23 protein-coding genes are annotated in these 24,351 nt (G+C 35.4%); 10 read left to right on the forward strand and 13 right to left on the reverse strand.

Annotated elements, in window-relative coordinates; all coding sequences use genetic code 11:
- The first annotated feature begins 91 nt into the window (after positions 1–91).
- The gene (locus ABD011_RS08755; RefSeq protein WP_343797541.1) at positions 92–1,474 is read left to right on the forward strand and encodes an alanine/glycine:cation symporter family protein; all 1,383 of its coding nucleotides are present in this window, start codon (positions 92–94) and stop codon (positions 1,472–1,474) included.
- 5 nt (positions 1,475–1,479) lie between these two features.
- Here ABD011_RS08755 and ABD011_RS08760 read toward each other — a convergent pair whose 3' ends face one another.
- Positions 1,480–2,373: an AraC family transcriptional regulator gene (locus ABD011_RS08760; RefSeq protein ID WP_129760706.1), complete on the reverse strand. Its 894-nt coding sequence runs from the start codon at positions 2,371–2,373 to the stop codon at positions 1,480–1,482.
- A 181-nt stretch (positions 2,374–2,554) separates the two neighbouring features.
- On the opposite strand from ABD011_RS08760, the gene ABD011_RS08765 reads away from it, so the two are divergent.
- Together ABD011_RS08765 and ABD011_RS08770 are read left to right on the forward strand one after the other, a co-directional pair.
- Positions 2,555–2,809, forward strand: a complete 255-nt coding sequence (locus ABD011_RS08765; protein ID WP_343797544.1) for a DUF4212 domain-containing protein — start codon at positions 2,555–2,557, stop codon at positions 2,807–2,809.
- Positions 2,799–4,523 carry a sodium:solute symporter family protein gene (locus tag ABD011_RS08770; protein WP_343797546.1) on the forward strand — a complete coding sequence of 575 codons (1,725 nt, stop codon included), beginning with the start codon at positions 2,799–2,801 and terminating at the stop codon, positions 4,521–4,523. Before ABD011_RS08765 ends, ABD011_RS08770 begins: the two co-directional genes overlap by 11 nt.
- Before the next feature lie 2 nt (positions 4,524–4,525).
- Here the strand turns inward: ABD011_RS08770 and ABD011_RS08775 are convergent, their stop codons facing one another.
- A complete protein-coding gene (locus ABD011_RS08775) occupies positions 4,526–5,443 on the reverse strand; it encodes an AraC family transcriptional regulator (protein ID WP_129760709.1) in 918 nt (305 codons plus the stop codon).
- Between the two features lie 228 nt (positions 5,444–5,671).
- On the opposite strand from ABD011_RS08775, the gene ABD011_RS08780 reads away from it, so the two are divergent.
- The 5 genes from ABD011_RS08780 (at position 5,672) to ABD011_RS08800 (ending at position 11,064) form a co-directional block, all read left to right on the forward strand.
- A complete protein-coding gene (locus ABD011_RS08780; RefSeq protein ID WP_343797549.1) occupies positions 5,672–7,171 on the forward strand; it encodes an aldehyde dehydrogenase family protein in 1,500 nt (499 codons plus the stop codon).
- 65 nt (positions 7,172–7,236) lie between these two features.
- A complete protein-coding gene (locus ABD011_RS08785; protein WP_343797551.1) occupies positions 7,237–7,602 on the forward strand; it encodes a DUF779 domain-containing protein in 366 nt (121 codons plus the stop codon).
- A 3-nt stretch (positions 7,603–7,605) separates the two neighbouring features.
- Positions 7,606–9,513, forward strand: coding sequence for an acetate--CoA ligase (gene acs, locus ABD011_RS08790; protein ID WP_343797553.1), 1,908 nt, complete (start codon positions 7,606–7,608; stop codon positions 9,511–9,513).
- 304 nt (positions 9,514–9,817) lie between these two features.
- Positions 9,818–10,402, forward strand: a complete 585-nt coding sequence (locus ABD011_RS08795) for a Crp/Fnr family transcriptional regulator (RefSeq protein WP_335975143.1) — start codon at positions 9,818–9,820, stop codon at positions 10,400–10,402.
- A 98-nt stretch (positions 10,403–10,500) separates the two neighbouring features.
- The gene (locus tag ABD011_RS08800; protein ID WP_129760714.1) at positions 10,501–11,064 is read left to right on the forward strand and encodes a YceI family protein; all 564 of its coding nucleotides are present in this window, start codon (positions 10,501–10,503) and stop codon (positions 11,062–11,064) included.
- A gap of 364 nt (positions 11,065–11,428) precedes the next feature.
- Here ABD011_RS08800 and ABD011_RS08805 read toward each other — a convergent pair whose 3' ends face one another.
- The 11 genes from ABD011_RS08805 to ABD011_RS08855 form a co-directional block, all read right to left on the reverse strand.
- Positions 11,429–12,208, reverse strand: coding sequence for a S1/P1 nuclease (locus ABD011_RS08805; protein ID WP_343797557.1), 780 nt, complete (start codon positions 12,206–12,208; stop codon positions 11,429–11,431).
- Between the two features lie 72 nt (positions 12,209–12,280).
- A complete protein-coding gene (locus tag ABD011_RS08810; RefSeq protein WP_343797559.1) occupies positions 12,281–13,492 on the reverse strand; it encodes a multidrug effflux MFS transporter in 1,212 nt (403 codons plus the stop codon).
- A gap of 122 nt (positions 13,493–13,614) precedes the next feature.
- Positions 13,615–14,178 carry a DUF1579 domain-containing protein gene (locus tag ABD011_RS08815; protein WP_131507370.1) on the reverse strand — a complete coding sequence of 188 codons (564 nt, stop codon included), beginning with the start codon at positions 14,176–14,178 and terminating at the stop codon, positions 13,615–13,617.
- Between the two features lie 42 nt (positions 14,179–14,220).
- Positions 14,221–15,762, reverse strand: coding sequence for an acyl-CoA carboxylase subunit beta (locus ABD011_RS08820; protein ID WP_134200070.1), 1,542 nt, complete (start codon positions 15,760–15,762; stop codon positions 14,221–14,223).
- 6 nt (positions 15,763–15,768) lie between these two features.
- Positions 15,769–17,208, reverse strand: a complete 1,440-nt coding sequence (gene accC, locus ABD011_RS08825) for an acetyl-CoA carboxylase biotin carboxylase subunit (protein ID WP_343797827.1) — start codon at positions 17,206–17,208, stop codon at positions 15,769–15,771.
- 128 nt (positions 17,209–17,336) lie between these two features.
- Positions 17,337–17,819 carry an acyl-CoA carboxylase biotin carboxyl carrier protein subunit gene (locus tag ABD011_RS08830; RefSeq protein WP_129760725.1) on the reverse strand — a complete coding sequence of 161 codons (483 nt, stop codon included), beginning with the start codon at positions 17,817–17,819 and terminating at the stop codon, positions 17,337–17,339.
- Between the two features lie 76 nt (positions 17,820–17,895).
- Entirely contained in the window at positions 17,896–18,558 is a 663-nt protein-coding gene (locus ABD011_RS08835) for a 3'-5' exonuclease (RefSeq protein ID WP_343797563.1), read from the reverse strand.
- Positions 18,558–20,477, reverse strand: a complete 1,920-nt coding sequence (locus tag ABD011_RS08840) for a DUF294 nucleotidyltransferase-like domain-containing protein (RefSeq protein ID WP_343797565.1) — start codon at positions 20,475–20,477, stop codon at positions 18,558–18,560. Before ABD011_RS08840 ends, ABD011_RS08835 begins: the two co-directional genes overlap by 1 nt.
- 36 nt (positions 20,478–20,513) lie before the next feature.
- Positions 20,514–21,191, reverse strand: a complete 678-nt coding sequence (locus tag ABD011_RS08845; protein WP_134200060.1) for a PrsW family intramembrane metalloprotease — start codon at positions 21,189–21,191, stop codon at positions 20,514–20,516.
- A 21-nt stretch (positions 21,192–21,212) separates the two neighbouring features.
- A complete protein-coding gene (locus ABD011_RS08850; protein WP_343797568.1) occupies positions 21,213–21,770 on the reverse strand; it encodes an NUDIX hydrolase in 558 nt (185 codons plus the stop codon).
- 38 nt (positions 21,771–21,808) lie between these two features.
- Positions 21,809–22,897, reverse strand: coding sequence for a M42 family metallopeptidase (locus tag ABD011_RS08855; RefSeq protein ID WP_131507352.1), 1,089 nt, complete (start codon positions 22,895–22,897; stop codon positions 21,809–21,811).
- 131 nt (positions 22,898–23,028) lie between these two features.
- Between ABD011_RS08855 and ABD011_RS08860 the strand changes: the two genes are divergently transcribed.
- Together ABD011_RS08860 and trhA are read left to right on the forward strand one after the other, a co-directional pair.
- Entirely contained in the window at positions 23,029–23,718 is a 690-nt protein-coding gene (locus ABD011_RS08860) for a DUF4294 domain-containing protein (protein ID WP_131507351.1), read from the forward strand.
- On the forward strand, positions 23,715–24,344 hold the full coding sequence (gene trhA / locus ABD011_RS08865; protein ID WP_343797571.1) for a PAQR family membrane homeostasis protein TrhA: 630 nt from the start codon (positions 23,715–23,717) through the stop codon (positions 24,342–24,344). Before ABD011_RS08860 ends, trhA begins: the two co-directional genes overlap by 4 nt.
- The last annotated feature ends 7 nt before the right edge of the window (positions 24,345–24,351 follow it).

The raw sequence follows: 24,351 nt of genomic DNA on the forward strand, positions 1-24,351 counted from the left end.
GTTTTATTTTCTTATTAAAGAAGAAGTTTGTAAATCACAAATATTACCTATTCAAATAAATTATTACTTTTAGTACTGTTTAAAACACTTCATGGAACAACTCAATCAATTTATTTCAGATTTTGCTTCATATGCTTGGGGCTTGCCATTGCTTATTTTGTTAATTGGAGGTGGTTTGTACTTACTCATTTTATCAAGGTTTTTGCCTTTTCGGTTGTTTGGTCATGCTTTAAGTGTACTTAGAGGTAAATATGATAATCCTGATGATCCTGGAGAAATTACACATTTTCAAGCACTCACTACAGCATTGTCTTCCACAATCGGAATGGGGAATATTGCTGGTGTTGCTGTTGCAATATCTATTGGAGGTCCTGGAGCAGTGTTTTGGATGTGGGTGAGTGCTATTATTGGTATGTCAACAAAATTCTTCACGGCTGCTTTAGCGATTATGTATCGTGGTAAAGACAGTCAAGGCAACTTACAAGGTGGACCAATGTATGTTATCGTTGAAGGTTTAGGCAAACATTGGAAACCCTTAGCAGTGTTTTTTAGTTTTTGTGGTATGGTTGGTGCATTACCTGTGTTTAATGTTAATCAGCTTACGCAAGCTATTAATGATATATTGTTACAACCAAATGGAGTGGAGGTGAATACTACCTCAAACCTTGTTATAGGTGGTGTTTTGGTGTTTTTTACTGCTTTGGTAATTATTGGTGGGTTAAATAGAATTAGTAAAACAGCTTCAAAGTTAGTACCTGCTATGGTGTTGTTGTATTTTGTAATGGTGCTTTCAATTTTAATTTTAAATGCGAGTGAAGTACCAAAATATTTCTCGCTTATTTTTACTGAAGCATTTACAGCTCATCACTATACAGGAGATACATTTTTAGGAGGTGTAGTTGGCGGACTTATACTTCTAGGAATACGTAGAGGTGCTTTTTCTAACGAAGCTGGTATTGGTACTGCACCAATGGCTCATGGAGCAACTAAAACATCACAACCAGTTCGTGAAGGTTTAGTAGCTATGTTAGGTCCATTTATAGATACTATTATTGTATGTACACTTACTGCTTTAGCTATATTGGTAACTGGTGTTTGGAAAACTACTGATGCCAATGGAGTAAGCCTCACAGCTTTAGCTTTTGAACAAACATTTGCTTCAACAGGTAAATACATGTTGTTGTGTTGCATTATAGTTTTTAGTGTGTCATCATTGTTTTCATATTCATATTATGGAACAAAATGTTTGTCGTTTTTAATTGGAGCTAAAAACAAAAATTACTACAACATAGTGTATATACTTAGTATTATAATGGGAGCAACTACCTCACTAGCAATGATGATTAATTTAATTGATGGTTTCTTTGCTTTAATGGCATTTCCAACAATGATTTCTACGCTTATTTTAGCACCTAAAGTGGTTAAACAAATTAAAAGCTACACACGAACGCTAAAGACTTCTTCTGATAAATAAATGAATTATACTTGGTGTAATTCAGATGAAAAACGAGTGACTTTACTAAACTCGTTTCTGTAATTGCTTGGTGTAATTTTTTTAATTTTTTTAAATATCCTGTTGAAGTTGGATATGTTATTAAATCCACAATTGTAACTTATTTCGCTAACACTCATGTCAGTATTTATAAGCTGTTTAGTAGCATAAATTAAACGAACATCATTTACGTAGTTAATAAAAGTCTTACCTGCTCGTTTTTTTATAAAACGATTAAATGAGCTTGTGCTCATATTTACTAAACACGAAATCTCATCTAACGAAATTTTTTGGTGATAATTATTATGTACAAAGTCATGTACCAATTGTATTTTTTTACTGTTTTCGTATTCGCTTATTTCAACATCGTTGTCAGTATTGAGTAGTCTATAGTCATCACTGTCAGCCAATGTTTGAAGTATTGAAAACAATTCAAAATAATCATTAATATTATTGTGTTCAGCTAAAGAGGTAAGCTGTTTTTCAAGTTTTAAAGCAGTTTCTGTTGAAAAATTTATGCCTTCCTTCGCCCTTAAGAACAATTGTTTAATGGCTTTAAACGCGTTTAGGTTCAGCAATTCATCAGTAAATAACCAATCATGAAACTGAATGGTTATCTCATCAACAGCATTACTTGTGCAGTTATGATGCTCCCAACCATGTTCTAGGTTTGAGCCTATAAGCGTCAATTCAATAGCGTCAATTTCTTCCATACTGTTACCAACAATACGTCGTATACCTTTACCATTTCTAATAAAATTAAGTTCGTACTCTGGGTGAAAGTGAATTGGAAAATCAAAACTGGGTTTGGTTCGATCAATAACCAAAAACACATCAAAAGGTTTTAGTTGGGTAATTTCTCTATGGATATTTTCGCACATGGTTCATTAAAAAAGCAGCCTTAATTTAGTAAAAATTAACCATTCCCAAAAACTAGTGCTTATTTTGATAGATTAATATTATGATTTGAAATTATTGTATAAGAATTAGTGAAAATGTTGATAGTTTAATAATTATTATTGGCTTTTATTTATAAATTGAAAATTAAAACAGTTTTTTATTATGAATAAACAAAACCCAGTAAAGTATTGGAAAGTCAATATTAAGTACGTTTTAATCCTCTTGGCAATTTGGTTTCTGGTGTCTTATGGCGCAGGAATTTTATTTAAGGAAGAATTAGACACCATACAATTAGGAGGCTTTAAACTTGGGTTTTGGTTTGCTCAACAAGGATCTATGTACGTGTTTGTTGTCCTTATTTTCGTTTATGTTAGATTAATGAATAAACTAGACAAAAAGTACGGATATGATGCATAATTTCTTTTTAAATGTAGATGTTCAAACATGGACCTACATACTCGTTGGTATTACATTTTCTTTATACATAGGTATTGCTATTTGGTCTAGAGCAGGTTCTACAAAAGACTTTTATGTTGCTGGTGGTGGCGTTTCTCCATTGGCAAACGGAATGGCAACAGCAGCCGATTGGATGAGTGCCGCATCATTTATTTCTATGGCAGGAATTATCTCTTTCAGTGGTTATGATGGTTCTGTTTATTTAATGGGTTGGACTGGTGGCTATGTGTTATTAGCCCTTTTACTAGCACCTTATCTGCGTAAGTTTGGCAAGTTTACAGTACCTGATTTTATAGGTGATAGATATTATTCTAAAACTGCACGTATTGTTGCTGTATTTTGTGCTTTGCTTGTGTCGTTTACTTATGTGGCAGGACAAATGCGTGGTGTTGGTGTTGTGTTTTCTCGTTTTCTCGAAGTTGATATTGATACAGGTGTTATTATTGGGATGCTTATTGTTTTGTTTTATGCTGTTTTAGGTGGAATGAAAGGCATTACTTATACACAAGTAGCACAATACTGTGTACTTATTTTTGCATTTATGGTTCCTGCTATTTTTATTTCTATTCAAATGACAGGAAACCCGATTCCGCAACTAGGTTTTGGGGATACTTTAAGTGATGGTTCAGGAACTTATCTATTAGATAAATTAGATGGTTTAAGCACAGAACTCGGTTTTTCTGAATATACCAATGGCTCAAAATCTATGATTGATGTCTTTGCAATTACCTTGGCATTAATGGTAGGTACTGCAGGTTTACCTCATGTAATTGTTAGGTTTTTTACGGTAAAACGAGTTAAAGATGCTCGCAAATCGGCAGGTATTGCGTTGCTGCTTATTGTTATTTTATATACAACAGCACCTGCTGTTTCTGTTTTTGCTAGAACAAACTTAATTGAAACGGTTTCCAATCAACCGTATGCAACAGTTCCTGAATGGTTTAAAAAATGGGAAGCTACAGGACTTATTGCATTTACTGATAAAAATAACGACGGACTAATTCAATATGTAGCTGACGAATCTATAAACGAATTAACCGTTGATAGAGATATCATGGTGTTAGCAAATCCTGAAATAGCAAAACTGCCTAATTGGGTGATCGCTTTAGTTGCTGCTGGCGGACTAGCTGCAGCATTATCAACAGCAGCAGGTTTATTGTTAGTTATTTCAGCTTCTGTTTCTCATGATTTAGTTAAAAAGATTATCAAGCCTAATATTTCTGAAAAAGGCGAACTCATCGCTGCGCGTTTATCAGCTGTTGGAGCTGTCTGTGTTGCAGGCTATTTTGGGATTAATCCACCTGGTTTTGTAGCAGCTGTTGTAGCGCTTGCATTTGGGTTGGCTGCGGCATCCTTTTTTCCGGCTATTATTTTAGGAATCTTTTACAAACGAATGAATAAAGAAGGTGCTGTTGCAGGTATGATTGTTGGTATTACAGCTATGTTGTTATACATGATTAAGTACAAACTAGGTTGGTTTGACGATGTAGTTCCTGATAAAAGCGAATGGTGGTTTGGTATTTCTCCTGAAGGGTTTGGAGCAGTGGCTATGGTACTTAATTTTGTAGTGTCTATAGTTGTTATGAAATTTACAAAAGCACCACCAGCTGAAGTTCAAGAAATTGTAGAAAACATAAGAATACCAAGTGGAGCAGGCGAAGCTGTTCAGCATTAAAACTATTTACTGATAGAGTTTTTAAACTGCTGTGGCGTCATTAATTCCATTTTTTTAAACTGTCTGTTAAAGTAGCTGGTGTTATTAAACCCAGACTTAAACGCTATTTCAGACATGCGTAAATCTTTGGTTTCCTTGATAAGCTTTTTAGAAAATTTAATTTTTTCAGAATTGATATAATCTATAGGTGAGACACCAAGTGTGTTTTTAAACTTCTTATGAAAATGCGACGCGCTCATACATGCTTTTTCAGCAAGTAAATCTACGGTAATATCTTTATTGGTAAGGTTTTGTTTAATGTATTTAATAACAAAACCTATACGCGTATCGTTAAAAATACCATCAGTATCATTCAATAAAAAAGCCTTTGCTTTGGTTTGTAAAAGCCTTACAATAAGTTCTTGAATCATTAAATCCAATAAAACATCTTTTGACGAAGTAGTATTAGTAAAAGTATGTACCAAACGCTCAACCAAATGGTTGACATCTACATTATTTATAAGGTGCGACGCGTTATCATCTAATTTCCAATTGTTGTTTTCACTCTCAATAGTTACATGATGATTAAACTTTTCAACGACTTCATCAATTTTATCGCTATCTATTCCAAGTGCAAGACATTGCGTTGGGTCATTAGCTTTTGCCAGTGGAAAATCAATAATCATTTCTTTATTAGTTGGCATAACAACAGATTCGCCTGGAAAAAAATCAAAAGACGGTAAACCATCAATATGCATTATCTTTTTTCCGGTAAGCATACTCGCAATAACAGGAAAATTGAAAGTTAACGATACCTTTTCGGCATATTCATGAGTTTCATAAATATTCAATTCGGCATAATCTGCATTATAGGTAGTACGATTCTCTACCAAAGTGGTGAGCTTTCTATGGCTTTTATGATGTCTTAATAAATGATTCATACTCAATATTACAAAAATTGAACAAGTCTATTTTAGTGTTGATAGATATGTTCAACAATTTAATAAATATGTTCAATAAAATCAGAATATCATAAAATAACTTTATAAAAATTATCAATAACCTAAATATATAGGCTTTAAATTGTTTAAATGTTAAAATTTTTAACAATTCATAGTGATTGATAATTATCTGATTTTAAGCGAAATAATAATCTAAACTAAAAAAGTATGAGTTATTCAAAACCAAAGTTTAAAGAATCCTATGGAAATTTTATAAACGGAAAATTTATAGAACCATTAGATGGTCAATATTTTGAAAACCGATCACCAATAGATAATAGTGTGATTGCGAAATATCCAAGATCTCAAAAAGAAGACGTAGAATTAGCACTAGATGCAGCCAATGCAGCAAAAGAAAGTTGGGGAAACACATCTGCAACAGAGCGTGCAACCTTATTAAATAAAGTAGCAGATATTATTGAAGCCAATTTAGAAGAGTTTGCATTGGTTGAAACCTGCGATAACGGGAAAGCTATTAGAGAAACGCTTAATGCGGATGTACCTTTATCTGCAGATCATTGGCGTTATTTTGCAGCGTGTATTCGTTCTGAAGAAGGTAGCGCAACCGAACTAGATGCCAATACCTTATCTATGAATATTAAAGAGCCACTTGGTGTTGTGGGACAAATTATTCCATGGAATTTCCCATTGCTTATGTTATCATGGAAATTACCTCCTGCATTAGCAACAGGTAACTGTGTGGTATTAAAGCCAGCAGAACAAACACCATCATCAGCTACGTTATTAATGGAAAAAATAGCTGACGTGTTTCCTCCAGGTGTAATAAACGTAGTACATGGTTTCGGACCAGAAGCAGGAAAACCTTTAGCATCAAGTTCAAAAGTAGATAAAGTCGCTTTTACAGGCGAAACAACTACAGGACAATTGATTATGCAATATGCGTCTAAAAACCTTAATCCAGTAACTATGGAGTTAGGTGGTAAGTCACCAAACATTTTCTTTAATAGTGTTATGGATGCAGATGATGCTTATTTAGACAAAGCTATAGAAGGTGCTGTATTATTTGCTTTTAACCAAGGTGAAGTTTGTACATGTCCTTCGCGTTTATTAGTACAAGAAGATATTTATGATAAGTTTATGGAGCGTGTTATTGCACGTACAAATGCTATTGTGCAAGACAATCCGTATGATGTAAATACCATGATAGGAGCACAGGCTTCAAACGATCAGTATGAGAAAATTCAGTCTTATTTAGAGATAGGAAAAGAAGAAGGCGCTAAAGTATTATGTGGTGGAGAAGCTAATAAATTGGGTGGCGAACTTGCAAATGGGTTTTATATCAAGCCAACTATTTTAGAAGGTCATAACAAAATGCGTGTATTCCAAGAAGAAATTTTCGGACCTGTAGTGTGTGTGACTAAATTTAAAGATGAAGCAGAAGCTTTAGAGATTGCAAACGATACATTATACGGTTTAGGTGCTGGTGTTTGGACACGCGATGCACACCAATTATATCAAATACCTCGTGCTATTAAAGCTGGTCGTGTTTGGGTAAACTGTTACCATGCATATCCTGCTCACGCACCATTTGGAGGTTATAAAAAGTCAGGGTTTGGTAGAGAAAATCATGTGATGATGATGGATTACTATCGTCAAAACAAAAATATGCTTATTTCTTATGACAAGAATAAGTTAGGTTTCTTTTAAATTAGTTAGTTTTATTTAGAAACGAAGGCTGAATCTATGTTCAGCCTTTTTAATATATTTAGGGTATGCAACGAATAGCAATTACAGAACAAGCCGCAGCAGTCGTCAATCAACTTAAAGAAAAACATGGTGAACTTATTTTTCATCAAAGTGGAGGTTGTTGTGATGGTTCTGCACCAATGATTTTTGAAAAAGATGACATGTACCTTGATGAGAGTGATGTGCTTTTAGGCACACTTCAAGGTGTTAACTTTTACATGAATCAAGACCAATTTGAATATTGGAAACACACACACTTAACGATAGATATTACCGAAGGTAGAGGAGCCAGTTTCTCTTTAGAAATCCCTTTAGGGCTTCGGTTTATTATAAAATCTAGATTACTAACACAAGAAGAGGAAAACCATTTTAATACTAGGAAAACAGAATAAATAATGAGCAACTACCATATCAAACATTTAGAAGAATATTATCAAGTCTATCGTAAATCGGTTAGAAACCCAGAGGTCTTTTGGGAAGAAATAGCTGAAGAGCACTTCATGTGGCGAAAAAAGTGGGATAATGTATTAAGCTGGGATTTTACTAAACCTGAAGTAAAGTGGTTTGAAGGTGCAAAATTGAATATTACCGAAAACTGTATTGATAGACACATTTATACGCGAGGCGATAAAACAGCTATTATTTTTGAACCCAATAATCCTGATGAGGACGCTCAGCATATAACCTATAGGCAATTACATGATAAAGTATGTCGGTTTGCCAATGTGCTAAAAGAAAAAGGGATAGGTAAAGGCGACAGAGTATGTATTTACTTGCCAATGATTCCTGAATTGGCTATTTCAGTATTAGCTTGTGCGCGTATTGGTGCGATTCATTCTGTAGTATTTGCAGGATTTTCATCATCGGCTCTAGCAACAAGAGTTAAGGATTGTGATGCTAAAATGGTGATTACTTCTGATGGATCATATCGTGGCTCAAAAACAATTGACTTAAAAGGAATAGTTGACGATGCATTAAACGATTGTGAAGGAGTTGAATCAGTTTTGGTAGCTAAACGCATTCATTCTGAAATCAATATGAAAGAAGGACGTGACCACTGGTTGGAGCCACTGTTGGAAGAAGCTTATCACGACTGTGTACCAGAAATAATGGATGCCGAAGACCCTTTATTTATTTTATATACTTCTGGTTCAACAGGTCAACCAAAAGGGATGGTGCATTCTTCAGGAGGTTATATGGTGTATACAGCATATACCTTTAAAAACGTATTTCAATATAGAGAAAATGACATTTATTGGTGCACTGCAGATATAGGTTGGATTACAGGACACAGCTATATTGTATATGGTCCACTAGCCAATGGTGCAACAACCGTTATGTTTGAAGGTGTCCCAAGCTATCCAGATTATGGTCGCTTCTGGCAGATTGTAGAAAAACATAAAGTAACCCAATTTTATACAGCGCCAACAGCTATAAGAGCTCTAGCTAAAGAAGGAGTTGAGCACGTCGAAAATCATGATTTATCGTCTTTAAAGGTCTTGGGTACAGTTGGTGAACCTATTAATGAAGAAGCATGGCATTGGTATGATGATAATATAGGTAAACGAAAAGCGCCTATTGTAGATACTTGGTGGCAAACCGAAACAGGAGGTATAATGATAACACCTATTCCGTTTGCAACACCTACAAAACCTACCTATGCAACCTTACCTTTTATTGGGATACAACCAGCATTAATGGATGAGCAAGGGCAGGAAATAAAAGGTAATCAGGTAGATGGACGCTTATGTATAAAATTCCCTTGGCCAAGTATGGCAAGAACCATTTGGGGCAATCACCAACGTTATAAAGACACCTATTTTTCAGCTTTTGAAAATAAATACTTTACAGGTGATGGTGCGTTACGTGATGAAGTAGGATATTACCGAATTACAGGTCGTGTAGATGATGTTGTTATTGTGTCTGGTCATAACTTAGGAACAGCACCAATAGAAGATGCAATTAACGAACATCCAGCAGTTTCTGAAAGTGCTATTGTAGGGTTTCCTCATGACATCAAAGGAAACGCACTCTATGGATATGTTATTTTAAAAGAAACAGGAGAAAGCAGAAATCACGATAACTTACGTAAGGAAATTAACCAACTCATTACAGAGCAAATAGGGCCTATTGCTAAACTAGATAAAATACAGTTTACAAGTGGGTTGCCAAAAACACGTAGTGGTAAAATAATGCGTCGTATTCTTCGTAAGATTGCTAGTAATGATACAGCTAATCTTGGAGATACAAGCACATTGCTAAACCCTGATTGTGTTAAAGAGATTATGGATGGAGTACTTTAATACACTAAATTCTATATGATAAACCGTTTCATACCAGAAACGGTTTTTTTATGTCTTTCCTTATTGTCATTGCGAGTGCAACGAAGCAATCTCAGTTTTGTCATTCCGCACTTGATGCGGAATCCATTAGTTAAGCATTTCACACTCTTGTCATTGCGAGGAGCGTAGCGACGTGGCAATCTCAACTTTCGTCAGTTCGAGTGTTCCAACCGCAAAGTTGGAAAGTATCGAGAACCCAAAAACTAAACCCAAATAAACCCTAAAACTATAAACTACTTTTTCTATTTTTACCAAAAGTACAGTTATGCACTTCCAACCACTTTTAAACTACATAGCAAAACACGTAGCGCTCACCAAAGAAGAAACCGACTATCTGGTGGAGCATTTACACTATCGTAGGTATTTAAAAGGACAATACATCCTTCAGCAAGGCGATGTGTGCAGAACCAGTTCGTTTATACTAAAAGGGTGCACCAAACTATTTTACGTAGACGATACAGGAACCGAACACATCATTATGCTAGGTGTTGAAGATTGGTGGACTTCAGACATTGGAAGTTTCATAAATCAAACACCTGCCGAATTCAACATACAGTGTTTAGAAGATACCGAGTTGGCACAATTTCATTATGACACTATCGAAGAGATCTTCGAACGTATACCAAAGCTAGAGCGCTTTTTCCGTAAGGTAACCGAACGTGGTCTTGCAGCAGCCTTAAACCGAATTATTCGCAACTTTAGTATGACGGCTAAAGATCGTTATCTGTTCTTTAGAGCAACCTATCCTAAGATAGAACAACGCATTCCGCAGTACATGATAGCCTCTTATTTGGGTATTACCAAAGAGTTTTTAAGCAAAATAAAAAAACAGGTCGCTCAAGAAAGTTAAACTAGTTTAACCTTATTTTATAAACTACTTCATTTTTACCCTTACGATGTGTTGGTAGTTTTGTAGTGTAATTTTTTAATCAAAAAAACCACAACAAAATGAACACATTAAAAACCACTGCAATTATAGCATTTGCAACATTTACAGCTTCAGTTGAAGCACAAGAACAAACCGTAAACACTTCAGAGAGTAAAGTCGTTTGGAAAGGCTACAAAGTAGCAGGATCTCACGAAGGTACCATTAAGATTGAATCAGGTACATTACAATTCAATGGCGAGCAACTTACAGGAGGCGAGTTTGTAATGGATATGACTAGCATTAACACCACAGACCTCGAAGGCGAGTACAAAGACCAATTGGACGGACATTTAAAAAGCGACGATTTCTTTGGTGTAGAGAATCATCCAACAGCTAAGTTGGTATTTACTAAAGTAACGCCATCAGGTAAAAATGCTTACGATGTACAAGGAAGCCTAACTATAAAAGGCATCACTAACCCTATTAGTTTCACATTGTCAGTTTATGGAAGTAAAGCCACTGTAAACTTAAAAATTGACCGTAGCCAGTACAACGTACGTTATGGTTCTAAAAGCTTTTTCAACAACTTAAAAGACAAAGCAATATATGATGAGTTTGATATTGTAGCAGACCTTCAGTTTTAAACCTTTAATAGATTAATAGCACTAAAACCGTTTCCTTCCCCAGAAACGGTTTTTTTGTGTCATTCCTTGTCATTGCGAGAAACGAAGAGACGAAGCAATCTTATCCCTATACTGTCAGTCTGAGCTTGTCGAAGACAAAGGAAAAGTCAGTCTCAACTTTCGTTAGTTCGAGTGTTGCAACACTACCAACTAGTTTTAAGAGTCCTTTATAATACTAATGTTATAATAATCAGTGAGATATCAAATAGGTATAGCGTATATATAGCGTATAAACCTAAGGGGTATTTTAGGGTATATACAGGTTAAAAGTAAAGAATCTTTAGGGTTAACTAAGGAAAAATAAAGGAGAGGTTAAAAGCTAAATTTACAACACACTATTCAACACTTCTGCAAGTCGAATACCTGCTTTTTGAAGTTGTGTTCTAGCAACGTGCAAATAGGCATAAGAGTATTTGTGTCTTAAGTTTTCTCCTTGTTCTACATTGGCATACACTTCTCGTGTAAGAATATGGGTTTCATTGACCCAATCAATAACTGTACCTTGTTGTATGGCTTTTACTTCGGTTTTGGTAAGGTAATCGGCATTAGAGGCAAGTTCAGTATAACTCATGCCATAGTCGTCAATCATTTTAGTATCCCATACCGAATGCAGGTTGGTGTCTTTATAAAACCACTGTAATTTAAAGTCGTTACCACCTCTATCTTCGGCTAAACCAATATGCATAGGTTGGTGTAAATCGCCAATAAGATGTACAAGCATACGTAAGTAAAAGGCTTTATCCTCATGTGTAGCATCAGGGTTTTGCAATACGGCTTTACAGTGTGCAATACCAGAAACTAAGTCGCCATCAGGATGTTGTTTAGATGCATCATAATCGGCATCTAGTGGCATGTTTATATAGTGCCAAGTGTAAAACTGGCTGAAACGATCATCGGCTTTAATTTCATCAGGATAGGTCGATACAAAAGCTAAAGACTCATGATTAAGCAGTTTTTTAATCATACGTTTAGACCTAGCTGTTAAATAGTTATCAGCTATGGCTCCAACAGTACGATAACCTGTTTTTCCCCATTTCACATTGGCATTGGTAGGAACTAACAAGACGAGGCACAGGCTTAACAGCAATAGGTGTTTAGGTTTCATAACGTATAACTTAAAATGATGTAGTAAAGATAACTGTATTTATTAAAACAGAAGACCAACAATCGATAAAGATTAAGCTGTTGCTAAGGTCTTTTTTTGTGCGTTACGCAACCAAGCAAACACTAATACTGATAATATTCCAAATACCGAAAATCCTATAAATAATGGCAATGCAGAAGTGGTGACAAAGCTTCCTATATAGTTGGCGATAGGTACAGCCATAACGGTAGATACAAAACCATTAATTGCCGACCCAATACCTGCAATATGTCCTAAAGGTTCCATAGCTAGAGAGCGTAAGTTTCCAAAAAGGAAACCAACTGCAAAAAACTGCAGAATAAAAAAGGTAATTAATACATGCACACTAGGGTTAACACCTGAGTGAAACAAGACTACATATAGTAATGAGATAATGGTATACGCAATACCAGCAGTATAGGCAATATTAAACGACCCAAACCTAATAACCAATTGGCTATTGCTAAAGGTTGCAAACCCAACCGAAAAGGCAGTACTCGCAAAAATATAAGGGAACATGTCCCCAAGGTTATACTGTTCTTGAAATATTTGTTGAGACGTACTTAAATACACCATAAAAGAACCTGTAATAAAACCAGACACTAGAGTAAGGGCAATAGCATCTTTATATTTAAAAAACTCTTTAGTACCACTTATAAATATTGAAGGCTTAAACGGAATACGTTTTTTTGGAGAAAGCGTTTCTGGTTGTCGTTTCCAAAACCAAAGCACAATGATTAAACCTATAATTAAGTTGGCATTAAAAATAGATTGCCAATTAAAAAAGTCGAGGAGGAGCTGTCCAAAAGTTGGAGCTACAATAGGCACCAAAATAAAGAACATTACAATTATGGAAAGCACCTTAGCCATAAAGTCACCACTGTAAGTATCGCGTGTCATAGCAACAGCAATGGTTCTCGGAGAGGACAGACCCACACCTTGAAGCACACGAGCTATAAGCATAACCGTAAAATCATTGGTAGTTACACAAATGATACTTGCTATAACAAACACAGCAAACCCAAAGTACACCATGGGCTTTCTACCAAAACTATCCGATAGCGGACCAAAGATTAATTGCCCAAACCCAATACCTAAAAAAATCATGGTAATTAAATACTGATTTTGATGAGGGTCGCTCACACCCAAAGCATCACCTATTTGCGGTAAAGCAGGTAATAAAGCATCTATGGAAAGTGCTACAATAGACATCAAAGATGCCATAAGTGCTATAAACTCAATTTTGAAGGCTGGTTTTTTTCGCATGCTACAAAAGTACCTTGTTTTACTGTATTGAATTGAATGTAAAGTCTTAAAGCTATCTTAAAAAAAGAAAAACTCCTTAATCGATAATTAAGGAGCTCTTTTTTTATGAAATTGACACTATTTTAGTCTTTTTTTGTGTAAACTATTTCCATGCTTTTCATTTCTTGGTCTCCCATAACGATAAACATTTCAAATTTGTGAGAGGTTTCAGATAATACAGTAAACACTTCTTTGACTTGCATGTCTTGTCCGCTTGCAGGATCAAGCATACTGCCTTCAAGGGTTAAGGTGTTGGTTTTTTCATCCAACTGTCCTTTCATGAGCATGATACTGCTTCCAAAATTATCAATCCAAGTGGCAATAAATTCTTTTTTAGCATTATCATAGCCTGTAATGCTTTCTCCCATAAAAGGCATTCCCATCATTTCACCATTATGCGATGAACGTTGGTACAGTCCATTCATGATCATTTCGTTAGTGGTAGTTGCTTTAGACTCTGAAGGTGGTTGCGAAGGATCCATCCACATTTTTACAGTAGCGTTCCATTCACCATTCATAGCAGCTAACCATTTATGGTATTTGCCAGGAGTCATGTTATCCTGCCATGCTTTCATTTCTTCTGGAGTCTGCGCAAACCCTGTTACGCAAAACACCAATAGTGTTAGTGATACCAGTAATTTTTTCATAATAGTATGATTAAAAGTTGATTATCATAAAGATACTAAAAATTACAACGGAATATTACCATGTTTACGTTTTGGCGTATCTACATGTTTGTCCTCAAGCATCGCAAAGGCTTTTATCAATTTACGTCGTGTATCCTTTGGTAAAATCACTTCATCAATAAAACCACGTTCTGTAGCACTGTAAGGATTAGCAAATTTTTCAGCATATTCAGCTTCTTTTTCTTTCCATTTTGCTTCAGGGTCATCAGCGTCTTTTATCTCTTTTCTAAAGATAATTTCCGCAGCACCTTTGGCACCCATTACAGCAATTTCAGCACTAGGCCATGCAAAGTTCATATCAGAACCAATGTGTTTAGAGTTCATTACGTCATAAGCACCACCATAAGCTTTTCGGGTGATAACCGTTATTCTTGGTACAGTGGCTTCGCTAAAAGCATACAATAATTTAGCACCATGAACAATAATACCATTCCATTCTTGGTCAGTTCCAGGTAAGAAACCAGGAACATCTTCTAGCGTTAACAACGGAATATTGAATGCGTCACAAAAACGTACAAATCGCGCTGCTTTTTTAGAGCTGTTTACATCTAATACACCTGCTAAAAACATAGGTTGGTTAGCAACAATACCAATAGATTTTCCACCTAATCTCGCAAAACCAACAATAATGTTTTCGGCATGGTCTTTATGAATCTCGTAAAATGAATCTTCGTCAATAATACCAGAAATAACCTCGTGCATATCATAAGGCTTGTTGGCATTATCAGGAACAATGTTAGATAATTGTTCTCTCAATTCATCACCTAATTCAAACGGTAAGGCTTTTGGCTTTTCTTGGTTGTTTTGAGGTAAGTAACTCAATAGTTTTTTGACGTCTTCTAAACATTCCACATCATTTGTTGACGTTTTATGAGCCACACCAGATTTTGATGCGTGTGTAGATGCACCACCAAGTTCTTCAGAAGTTACAGTTTCATTCGTCACAGTTTTAACCACATTTGGTCCAGTTACAAACATATAACTGGTGTTTTCAACCATAAGGGTGAAATCGGTCATGGCAGGAGAATATACAGCGCCACCAGCACAAGGTCCCATAATGGCAGATAACTGCGGTATAACACCTGATGCTTGCACGTTTCTGTAAAAAATATCAGCATAACCACCAAGCGAGCGCACACCTTCTTGAATACGTGCACCACCAGAATCATTCAATCCAATTAATGGTGCGCCAACTTTTACAGCAAGGTCCATAATTTTACAAATCTTTTCGGCGTGAGTTTCAGAAAGCGAACCACCAAATACCGTAAAGTCTTGCGCAAAGATGTACACCAAGCGACCATCAATAGTACCATAACCTGTTACAACGCCATCGCCATAAAACTGTTGCTTGTCCATACCAAAGTCCTTGGTACGATGCGTCACTAAAGCACCAATTTCTTCAAACGAGCCTTCATCAAGCACATATTGCACGCGTTCGCGAGCCGTTAGTTTCTTGTTGGCATGTTGTTTTTCTATACGTTTTTCGCCACCACCTAAATAGGCTTGGGCTAATTTTTCGTTTAAGTCTTTTATTTTGTCTTGCATAATTGTCTAGTTTGGTACTCGTAATACGTTTTGGTCTTCCAGATACTGTTTTACAGCAATAAGCGCAGCAATGTTTGCTTCAGTTTCTTGTTTGGCTTTAATGGCTTCTGGAGAGTAATGTTTTTTAACAAAATGAGTGTCAAAATCACCTGAACGGAAAGCATCGTGTTCACAAACAAACGTTCCAAATGGAAGAGTGGTTTGAATACCTTCAATTTGATAGTTTTCTATCGCTTTTATCATAAGTTGAATAGCCTCATCACGCGTCGTTCCGTAAGTGATTAATTTGGAAAGCATAGGATCGTAATAAATAGGAATATCCATACCTTGCTCAAAACCGTTATCTACACGAATGTTTTCACCAACTGGCAATTGATACACATCTAAATGACCAACACTTGGTAAGAAATCATTTAGCGGATCTTCAGCATAAACACGCAGCTCAAGAGCATGACCATGAATGCTTAAATCGGCTTGCTTAATGGCTAAAACTTCACCACGAGCCACACGAATTTGTTGTTCAACCAAATCGGTTTTTGTGATTAATTCGGTAACAGGATGTTCTACTTGCAAACGCGTATTCATTTCCAAGAAGTAGAAGTTGTGGTTTTCATCCAATAAAAACTCAACCGTTCCAGCACCAATATAATCGCAGGCTTTTGCCACTTTTACAGCAGCTTCACCCATTTTAGCACGTAACTCTGGAGTTAGTACAGATGATGGCGCTTCTTCAACCACTTTTTGATGACGACGTTGAATACTACATTCGCGCTCAAATAAATGAATGACGTTACCATGTGTATCTGCCATCACCTGAATTTCAATATGACGCGGCGATGCTACATATTTCTCAATAAACACAGAACCATCACCAAAGGCGTTAACGGCTTCACTAATGGCACGATCCATTTGCGATTCAAAATCGGCTTCTTTTTCAACAATACGCATTCCTTTTCCGCCACCACCAGCAGAGGCTTTTATTAAGATAGGAAATCCAATGCCAGTAGCAATATTTTTGGCTTCAGCAATATCTGTAATAGCTTCGTCGGTTCCTGGAACCATAGGAATATCATAAGCTTTAACAGCGTCTTTGGCTGCTAGCTTGCTTCCCATAATTTTTATGGCTTTGCTTTTTGGCCCTATAAAGGTAATGTTGTTGGCTTCGCATAATTCGGCAAAGTCAGCATTTTCAGAAAGGAATCCATAACCAGGATGAATGGCATCTACGTTAAGGTCTTTAGCGACTTGTATAATTTTATCACCTAATAAGTACGATTGATTAGAAGGTGCTTCACCAATTAAAACAGCTTCATCAGCATATTTTACATGTGGTGCATGTCTATCTATAGTGGAATAAACGGCAACCGTTTTTATACCCATTTTTTTTGCAGTTCGCATGACACGAATGGCAATTTCGCCTCGGTTTGCTACTAATATTTTTTTAATATTCATGTTTTAGATGTTCTTTTTAGATAATAGAAGATAGAATAGAGAGCAGAGAATAGAGAATAAAGACGTATATATTTGATCTCTATTTTATCATTTCTTTTATCTCTTTTCTCATCTCTTGAGTTCTACTCAAATTCTATTAATAGTTGGTTTTTATCAACAGCATCGCCTTTTGCTACAGAAATGGTTTTTATAACACCATCACGTGGAGATGTTAATACGTTTTCCATCTTCATAGCTTCAAGGATAAGCAATGTGTCATTTTCTTTAACTTCTTGACCTTGTGATACGCTGATATCTAGGATAAGCCCTGGCATTGGCGCTTTTATATCGTTTACATGTTTAGAAGCACCAACTTCAAATCCCATGTCTTTGATAAGTTGATCTAAATAATCAGCAATTGCAACATTATATACTGTGTTGTTTACTTTTACAGCATAGGTTTTGTTATTGAAATCTTTTTCTATGATTTCTGCATTAAAAGACTGATTGTTTTTTAGGATGTGAAATGTATTTGCTTTTGTAGGAACGACATCAAGGTTTTGGATGTTTTCGTTTGAAATTTCAAAATGATCTGTGTTATTAACAGATGTTTTAAAGTTCGTCATGAAATTATAATTTTAGAGCTGTAAAGGTACATAAACTAAAACGTTTTCGAAACCTTTGAAGCGTTAAGACTACTTCTTATAACTTGAAGAGTTTTTTTAAGGTTAAGCCTTTGTTGGTTTTTAGTAGTGTAGTGGTTTTTAAAAAAATAATTGCTGTAAGTAATGCGTCACCAGCAGCTGTATGTCTATCAGAGACATCAAGTACATAGTTTTCTGCAATTTCGTCAAGGGTGTATTTATCTTGTTTAATAAGGTTAGATTTAATGCGTGTCGCGCGATATAAATTTACAGTATCTAAAACCCTGTTTTTAAGTTTGGGTAAGTTATGACGCAGAAGCATTTTGTTAATCATAGTGATGTCAAATCGTGCATGATGCGCCACTAAAATGCTATTGCCAACATAATTTAAGAACAGCTTTAAGGCATCTTCTTCGGTAGTGGTTTCAATACGTTCGTTTTTTATGATTCCATGAATCTCTACAGTGTTTTCGTTAAAATGCTCTTGTTTAATATATACTTCAAAGGTGTTGGCAATATTTATCTCATTATTATAGACCTCTACAGCACCTATGCATAGTACACGGTCTTTTTCATAATCAAAACCAGTCGTTTCAGTATCAAGAACAACAAAGCGTGTATTGTGAAGTTCAGAGCCTTTGGAGTTTGTAAACAAAGCTTCATAGTCTAGCCAGTAGTTAGGATAATTAGGTTCGGGTTGCTTTTTAAAAAACGATAACATTACACTAGAGTACTTAGGTTAAACCTTATTTTAATAAACTCTTGCAGTGTTGCTATGGTTTTAAAACAACGCTTTAGTTTCATCTTTTCTTCTTTGGTTAAGACTTCAAGAGCAATAAATCTTCCATTGTCGTTATTTAGGAGTCCGTGTTTGGTTCTAAACTTAAGGATAGCCTTAAACGCATATGAAGACGATAAGTAAAGTTCCTTGTTTTCAGGAAACAGTTCAGCAAGTTTTTCAAAACGCTCAGCAGTATTGTTGATGTTTTTGATTTGATACGTTAGTGTTAGCAAACGACCAGCATCAATTAAAGGCATAAGTGCACGTTTTTTTAAATCGAAAAAGTCTTTATGCTTACCATCACTTTCAACAAGAAACTGTCTAAAGAAACCAAGAGGCGATGCACTTCTTAAAGCATTTACACCCAATTTGCTTAAAAACACCGAATTGGTTTTGGTTATGCTTAACACATGGTCTGACAAGGCGTTGGTGAGTGATGCTTCGCCATAACTAATATCAAAGTCAAAGAAAATAGAAGAGAGTAGGATTTCATCATTTCCTGTATTGGAGGTCCAATTACTGAATTGCGCTTTCCATTCATCAAGACTTAAACACCATTTAGGGTTTTTAGCCATCATATCCGCATTACAAAACTCAAAACCTATAGTGTTTAAACGCTTGTTGACCTTTTTTGCCAGTTTTAAAAAATAATCTCTAACGGTTTCAAGTTCTTCTTTTGGGACATTTTCAAACACAATGGCATTGTCTTGATCGGTTTGTAAAAGCTGTTCCTTACGTCCTTGACTGCCAAGAGACATCCACGCAAACTTAACAGGAGGCTCTTCTTTCATTTTCTCAAGGCATCGTTCAATAATTCGCTTTATTGTGGCATCATTTAATTCAAAAATAATCTTGCTTGTATGTGTCAATGGAATATTTTGTAGGATATAGCCTTTTAGTAAAATGGCTATTTTTTCTCGTACACGTTTAAGGTCTTTGGTGCTGTTAGTACGCTTAATCGCTTTCATTAACACAGAAGGGTTATTTCCCTTCATAAGCGTCATATCGTGCTCAGATACTAAACCAATGAGTTTAGAGTTTGGTGTGCCATCTTCGGTAATACACAAATGCCCAATTTTATGTTTCATCATGGTAATTTGTGCTTGAGCAATGGTTAAGTTTTTAGGATAACAAAGCACAGGAGCGCTCATTACATTTTTAACAGGCTCTTTAATGGTATGTAAGCCAGTAGCAACTTTATTTCTAAGGTCTTTATCGGTAACAATACCCAAGGGCAAACCATTGTCTTCAATAATTATTGAGCCAATGTTTTTGGAGCTCATGAGTTTTGCAATGGTTTTAATTTTTGAAGTGGGCTTAGCAGTGACAATTTTTTTAATGTAGCTTACTGGTTGTAGCTCAAATAAGTTATCGGTTGGGTTTAAGACAATTTCGGTATCCGAAAAAAAGCGCAGTTGATGCTCTTTAGAAAAAGGGTTTTCGGTATTGGAAGCAAAACTCTCCAAAAGGTATTTACCTACCTCTTTGTTTTTTTCGGCCATAGGTTTAAAGACCTCAATAGGAATGCTGTATAATATACATTCTTCTTCGGTTATGGAAGTAATAGCATAGTTTTCTTGTGCGAAAAGCGGACGAAGTCCAAACACATCGCCTTCGTCAAACTTATCAATCACTTCAGACGTGTTGTTAATAGTCTTTTTTAGTGACACAGCACCTTTGTGAATAATATAAAAATGCTGGTGTAATGCGTCGTTTTGGTTGTAGATTATCTGTCCTTTGTCGAGATACTTAATGGTAACCTGAACAGCAATCTCCAACAACTGATTTTTTTTAAGCAAATCAAAAGGAGGGAAGCGTTTAAGGAAATCGGCAATACGTTCGGCTATAGTGTTCTTCATACTGCTAAGTTAAGCACCAAACCTGTATTTGCATAATTAATCTAGTTTAAAATGCGAATCATTTTGATGGCGTTTTATGGCTTTTCTAGCTAGGAATAATCCAACAGCTAGCGAGACAAAAGCACCTACCCAAATACCAGGAATAAAGTCGATAAACAAAAAGAAATCGTAAGCACCATGGAATAGGGTTGCCAACGCAAGACCTATAAGGTTTAGTTTTATTCTGTTATTAGAAAACTTTGCTTTACCCATAAAATAGCCCATTAATACACCAAAGGTAGCATGTGCAGGAACTGCAGTAAAGGCTCTTAAAAATGCAATTTTATAACCACCTTCAAACACATACATAATGTTTTCGGTAGCAGCAAAACCCATTGAAACTACCACAGCATATACAATACCATCAAAAGGCTCGTTAAAGTCTTTTTTAGGCTGAGCAAAATAGCGTACAATGACATATTTGCTGAACTCTTCAACTAATCCAACAATAAAAAAAGCTTTGATGAATTGGTCAAAAACACTTGTGTTAAAAGGTATTGGAATAACACTATCTGTTACAAGGTAAAGAAAAGTTGTAATCGCTATACTTCCAATACCACCAAACAAAAAGCAATATAAGATTAACCGTTTGGGCTCTTTTTCATATTTATCTTTAAAATAAATATAAAGGATAATCATTATAACAGGAGCTATCGCAAGGAGGAGTAGATTCATAGTTGAAAATTAAGTAAAATATTAAAACCTGCTACAGTTTTTTTGGATAGCATTAAAAATAGTAGTGTAGTAGGCTCTATTGCTAGCTACAAAATGGTTGTTGGTTTCACTGTTATTCAATAAGGACTGAAATGTAGAAAAGCTAACTAGTTTTAAAGCTTCAACTTCATCTTTTTGTGGTGTTAGCTGATTAATGTCTACCTTTAATTCTGTCATAAAAGTATGATGAAACTCGTTGTCAACAATACCATTATCGTAGCTTTGAAAACATTCAAACACACCAATCTTATTAAGGTCTTGTTCTAAAATAGCTAAACCTATTTCTTCTTTGGTTTCTCTAACTGCTGCCTGTGTAATGGCTTCTCCAGCATCGATATGACCAGCAACTGAAACATCCCATAGTAACGGACAAATGGTTTTTGAAGCTGCTCGTTGCGCTAGTAGAATGTCTCCATTTTTAGTGTAAAACCAAACATGAGCAGTATTATGATAAAACCCTTTTGTATGTATTACAGATTTTAAAGCAGTTTCTCCTGTTGGGTTACCAGAGGCATCAACAATGTCAATTAATTCATCCATAGTGTAAAAAAAGATTCCCGCTTTTTTGCGGGAATTGATTATTTAAAGTAGCTAAATGTTTCTCCGTTTTTAATCTTTAATAAAGACTCATAAATTAACTTGATAACATTCTCTACATCGTCTTTATGTACCATTTCTACTGTAGTATGCATGTAGCGTAAAGGTAAAGAAATTAATGCAGATGCAACTCCACCATTACTATAAGCAAAAGCATCAGTATCAGTTCCTGTAGCTCTTGATAAGGCTGAACGCTGAAACGGTATTTTCTTTTCTTCAGCAGTATCAGTAATTAAATCGCGTAGTTTTTGCTGTACTGCAGGCGCATAAGCCACAACAGGACCTAAACCAAGTTCTAGATGACCTTCTTTTTTCTTGTCAATCATTGGAGTAGTAGTGTCATGAGTTACATCGGTAACTATAGCTACATTTGGTTTAATGGTTTGCGTAATCATTTCAGCACCACGAAGTCCTATTTCTTCTTGTACCGAGTTTGTTATGTAAAGTCCAAAAGGCAGTTTCTTTTTGTTTTCATGAAGTAAACGCGCAACTTCAGCAATCATAAAACCTCCCATTCTGTTATCTAATGCACGACATACAAACTTGTCTTTGTTTAATATATGAAACTCATCAGGATAAGTTATGACGCAACCTACATGAACACCCATTTTTTCAACTTCTTCTTTGTCTTTTGCACCAACATCTATAGTGATATTTTCTAAAGTAGGAGCTTGCTCTTTTGCTTTGTTTCTGGTATGAATTGCAGGCCAACCAAATACACCTTTTACAATCCCTTTTTTGGTATGGATGTTTACAATTTTACTTGGTGCTATTTGGTGATCGCTACCACCATTTCTAATTACATGGATTAATCCGTTGTCAGTAATATAGTTTACATACCACGAAATTTCATCAGCATGACCTTCAATAACTACTTTGTATTCTGCTTCAGGGTTTATAACACCAACAGCAGTTCCGTAGGTGTCAGTAATAAACTCATCAACATACGGTTTTAAGTACTCCATCCATAGTTTTTGTCCATCCCATTCATAACCAGTTGGAGACGCATTGTTTAAATATTTTTCTAAAAAGTCCATTGACTTTTTATTTAGTATACTCTTTTTTGCCATATTCAATTATTTTGGACTAAAATAATAATATTAATACGATTTTAAGGTTTTAGAGGTTGTAAATTATTAATTTTGGTCAGTACGTTTTAAGTACCTAAAAGTTTGGAATACTTTTAGATTATATACTGTGTATGCATAAAATAACCTACATCTTTATATTGTTTCCGTTTTTGGCATTTGCCCAATTACGACCTGTTGTAGAGAAAGATACAACAGAGGTTGAATGGATAATAATTGAAGGTGATTCGGTTCCAAGAACAACAATTGATTTAGATGAAGTTATTCTGCTCAATAAATTAAAGTTTGATAGTAGTGAAGACCGAAAACGCTATCTTATTTTAAAACGAAAAACGATAAAAGTATATCCTTATGCAAAACTAGCTGCTGAACGATTAGAAACCTTAAACGAACGTTTAGCAACTTTAGATTCTAAACGAGAACGTAGGCAGTATGCAAAGATAATTCAGCGATATATTGAAGAAGAGTTTTCAGCGGAATTAAAAAAGCTCACTCGAACCGAAGGGCAAATACTCATAAAACTAATTCATAGGCAAACTGGTAAAACGACTTTTGAGCTTATTAAAGACCTTAGAAGTGGTTGGCGCGCTTTCTGGTTTCAAAATACTGCAAAGCTATTTGATATTTCACTTAAAAAAGAGTTTGACCCTTTGAATGTGAAAGAGGATTATCTTATTGAAGATATTTTAGAACGTGCGTTTCAAAATGGATTATTAGTACGTCAAAAACCTGCTGTTGATATCGATTTTTATGATCTTACCGATAAATGGTTAAACCCAAAACCTACTGTTGATAAAGAATGAGAATACAAACACCTTTTGAAGAACGTCTAAACACATGGAGTCATGCACTTGGTGCTTTGTTGGGAATTGCAGGATTGGTTTTACTTATTCTCTCAGCCTTACAAGTGAAGTTGCCTTGGAGTTTATTTAGCGTAATAGTTTATGGTATTTCAATAATTGTTTTGTTTAGTGCATCCGCTTTTTATCATGCTGTAAAAGGAGAAAAGCGAAAGCATTATTTCAGGATAGTAGATCACATTAGTATTTACATGCTCATTGCAGGAACATATACTCCTGTATTGCTCATTGCATTACCAGATAGTCTTGGTTGGCTTTTGTTTTGGGTTGTTTGGGGAATTGCTGCTTTTGGCGTTGTGCTAAAACTATTCTTTACAGGAAAGTTTGAAGTGTTTTCAACCTTACTGTATTTGGTTATGGGTTGGTTAATTGTGTTCGATTTTTCTAATGTTTCAAGCGCTTTAGGAAGCAATGGAGTGTTATTATTATTTGCTGGCGGATTGTTTTACACCATTGGTATTGTGTTTTATGCTATTGAGCGTATTCCTTATAACCATGTGATTTGGCATCTTTTTGTTCTTGGAGGCGCCATTTGTCATTTTTTTATGATTTATTTTTACGTGCTTTAGTTTTTAA

Origin of the sequence: Gaetbulibacter jejuensis (assembly GCF_039524015.1) — a bacterium.
In the GTDB taxonomy this organism is placed as follows: domain Bacteria; phylum Bacteroidota; class Bacteroidia; order Flavobacteriales; family Flavobacteriaceae; genus Gaetbulibacter_B; species Gaetbulibacter_B jejuensis.

What these genes read in the sequence shown, in the direction of transcription:
- ABD011_RS08755 (WP_343797541.1), top strand. Translation starts at nt 92, where the DNA reads ATGGAACAACTCAATCAATTTATTTCAGATTTTGCTTCATATGCTTGG.
- ABD011_RS08815 (WP_131507370.1), bottom strand. Translation starts at nt 14,178, where the DNA reads ATGAAAAAATTACTGGTATCACTAACACTATTGGTGTTTTGCGTAACA.
- ABD011_RS08785 (WP_343797551.1), top strand. Translation starts at nt 7,237, where the DNA reads ATGCAACGAATAGCAATTACAGAACAAGCCGCAGCAGTCGTCAATCAA.
- ABD011_RS08760 (WP_129760706.1), bottom strand. Translation starts at nt 2,373, where the DNA reads ATGTGCGAAAATATCCATAGAGAAATTACCCAACTAAAACCTTTTGAT.
- ABD011_RS08775 (WP_129760709.1), bottom strand. Translation starts at nt 5,443, where the DNA reads ATGAATCATTTATTAAGACATCATAAAAGCCATAGAAAGCTCACCACT.
- ABD011_RS08840 (WP_343797565.1), bottom strand. Translation starts at nt 20,477, where the DNA reads ATGAAGAACACTATAGCCGAACGTATTGCCGATTTCCTTAAACGCTTC.
- ABD011_RS08855 (WP_131507352.1), bottom strand. Translation starts at nt 22,897, where the DNA reads ATGGCAAAAAAGAGTATACTAAATAAAAAGTCAATGGACTTTTTAGAA.
- ABD011_RS08805 (WP_343797557.1), bottom strand. Translation starts at nt 12,208, where the DNA reads ATGAAACCTAAACACCTATTGCTGTTAAGCCTGTGCCTCGTCTTGTTA.
- ABD011_RS08795 (WP_335975143.1), top strand. Translation starts at nt 9,818, where the DNA reads ATGCACTTCCAACCACTTTTAAACTACATAGCAAAACACGTAGCGCTC.
- ABD011_RS08850 (WP_343797568.1), bottom strand. Translation starts at nt 21,770, where the DNA reads ATGGATGAATTAATTGACATTGTTGATGCCTCTGGTAACCCAACAGGA.
- ABD011_RS08835 (WP_343797563.1), bottom strand. Translation starts at nt 18,558, where the DNA reads ATGTTATCGTTTTTTAAAAAGCAACCCGAACCTAATTATCCTAACTAC.
- ABD011_RS08830 (WP_129760725.1), bottom strand. Translation starts at nt 17,819, where the DNA reads ATGACGAACTTTAAAACATCTGTTAATAACACAGATCATTTTGAAATT.
- ABD011_RS08845 (WP_134200060.1), bottom strand. Translation starts at nt 21,191, where the DNA reads ATGAATCTACTCCTCCTTGCGATAGCTCCTGTTATAATGATTATCCTT.
- trhA (WP_343797571.1), top strand. Translation starts at nt 23,715, where the DNA reads ATGAGAATACAAACACCTTTTGAAGAACGTCTAAACACATGGAGTCAT.
- ABD011_RS08800 (WP_129760714.1), top strand. Translation starts at nt 10,501, where the DNA reads ATGAACACATTAAAAACCACTGCAATTATAGCATTTGCAACATTTACA.
- ABD011_RS08770 (WP_343797546.1), top strand. Translation starts at nt 2,799, where the DNA reads ATGATGCATAATTTCTTTTTAAATGTAGATGTTCAAACATGGACCTAC.
- ABD011_RS08780 (WP_343797549.1), top strand. Translation starts at nt 5,672, where the DNA reads ATGAGTTATTCAAAACCAAAGTTTAAAGAATCCTATGGAAATTTTATA.
- ABD011_RS08810 (WP_343797559.1), bottom strand. Translation starts at nt 13,492, where the DNA reads ATGCGAAAAAAACCAGCCTTCAAAATTGAGTTTATAGCACTTATGGCA.
- ABD011_RS08820 (WP_134200070.1), bottom strand. Translation starts at nt 15,762, where the DNA reads ATGCAAGACAAAATAAAAGACTTAAACGAAAAATTAGCCCAAGCCTAT.
- ABD011_RS08860 (WP_131507351.1), top strand. Translation starts at nt 23,029, where the DNA reads ATGCATAAAATAACCTACATCTTTATATTGTTTCCGTTTTTGGCATTT.
- acs (WP_343797553.1), top strand. Translation starts at nt 7,606, where the DNA reads ATGAGCAACTACCATATCAAACATTTAGAAGAATATTATCAAGTCTAT.
- ABD011_RS08765 (WP_343797544.1), top strand. Translation starts at nt 2,555, where the DNA reads ATGAATAAACAAAACCCAGTAAAGTATTGGAAAGTCAATATTAAGTAC.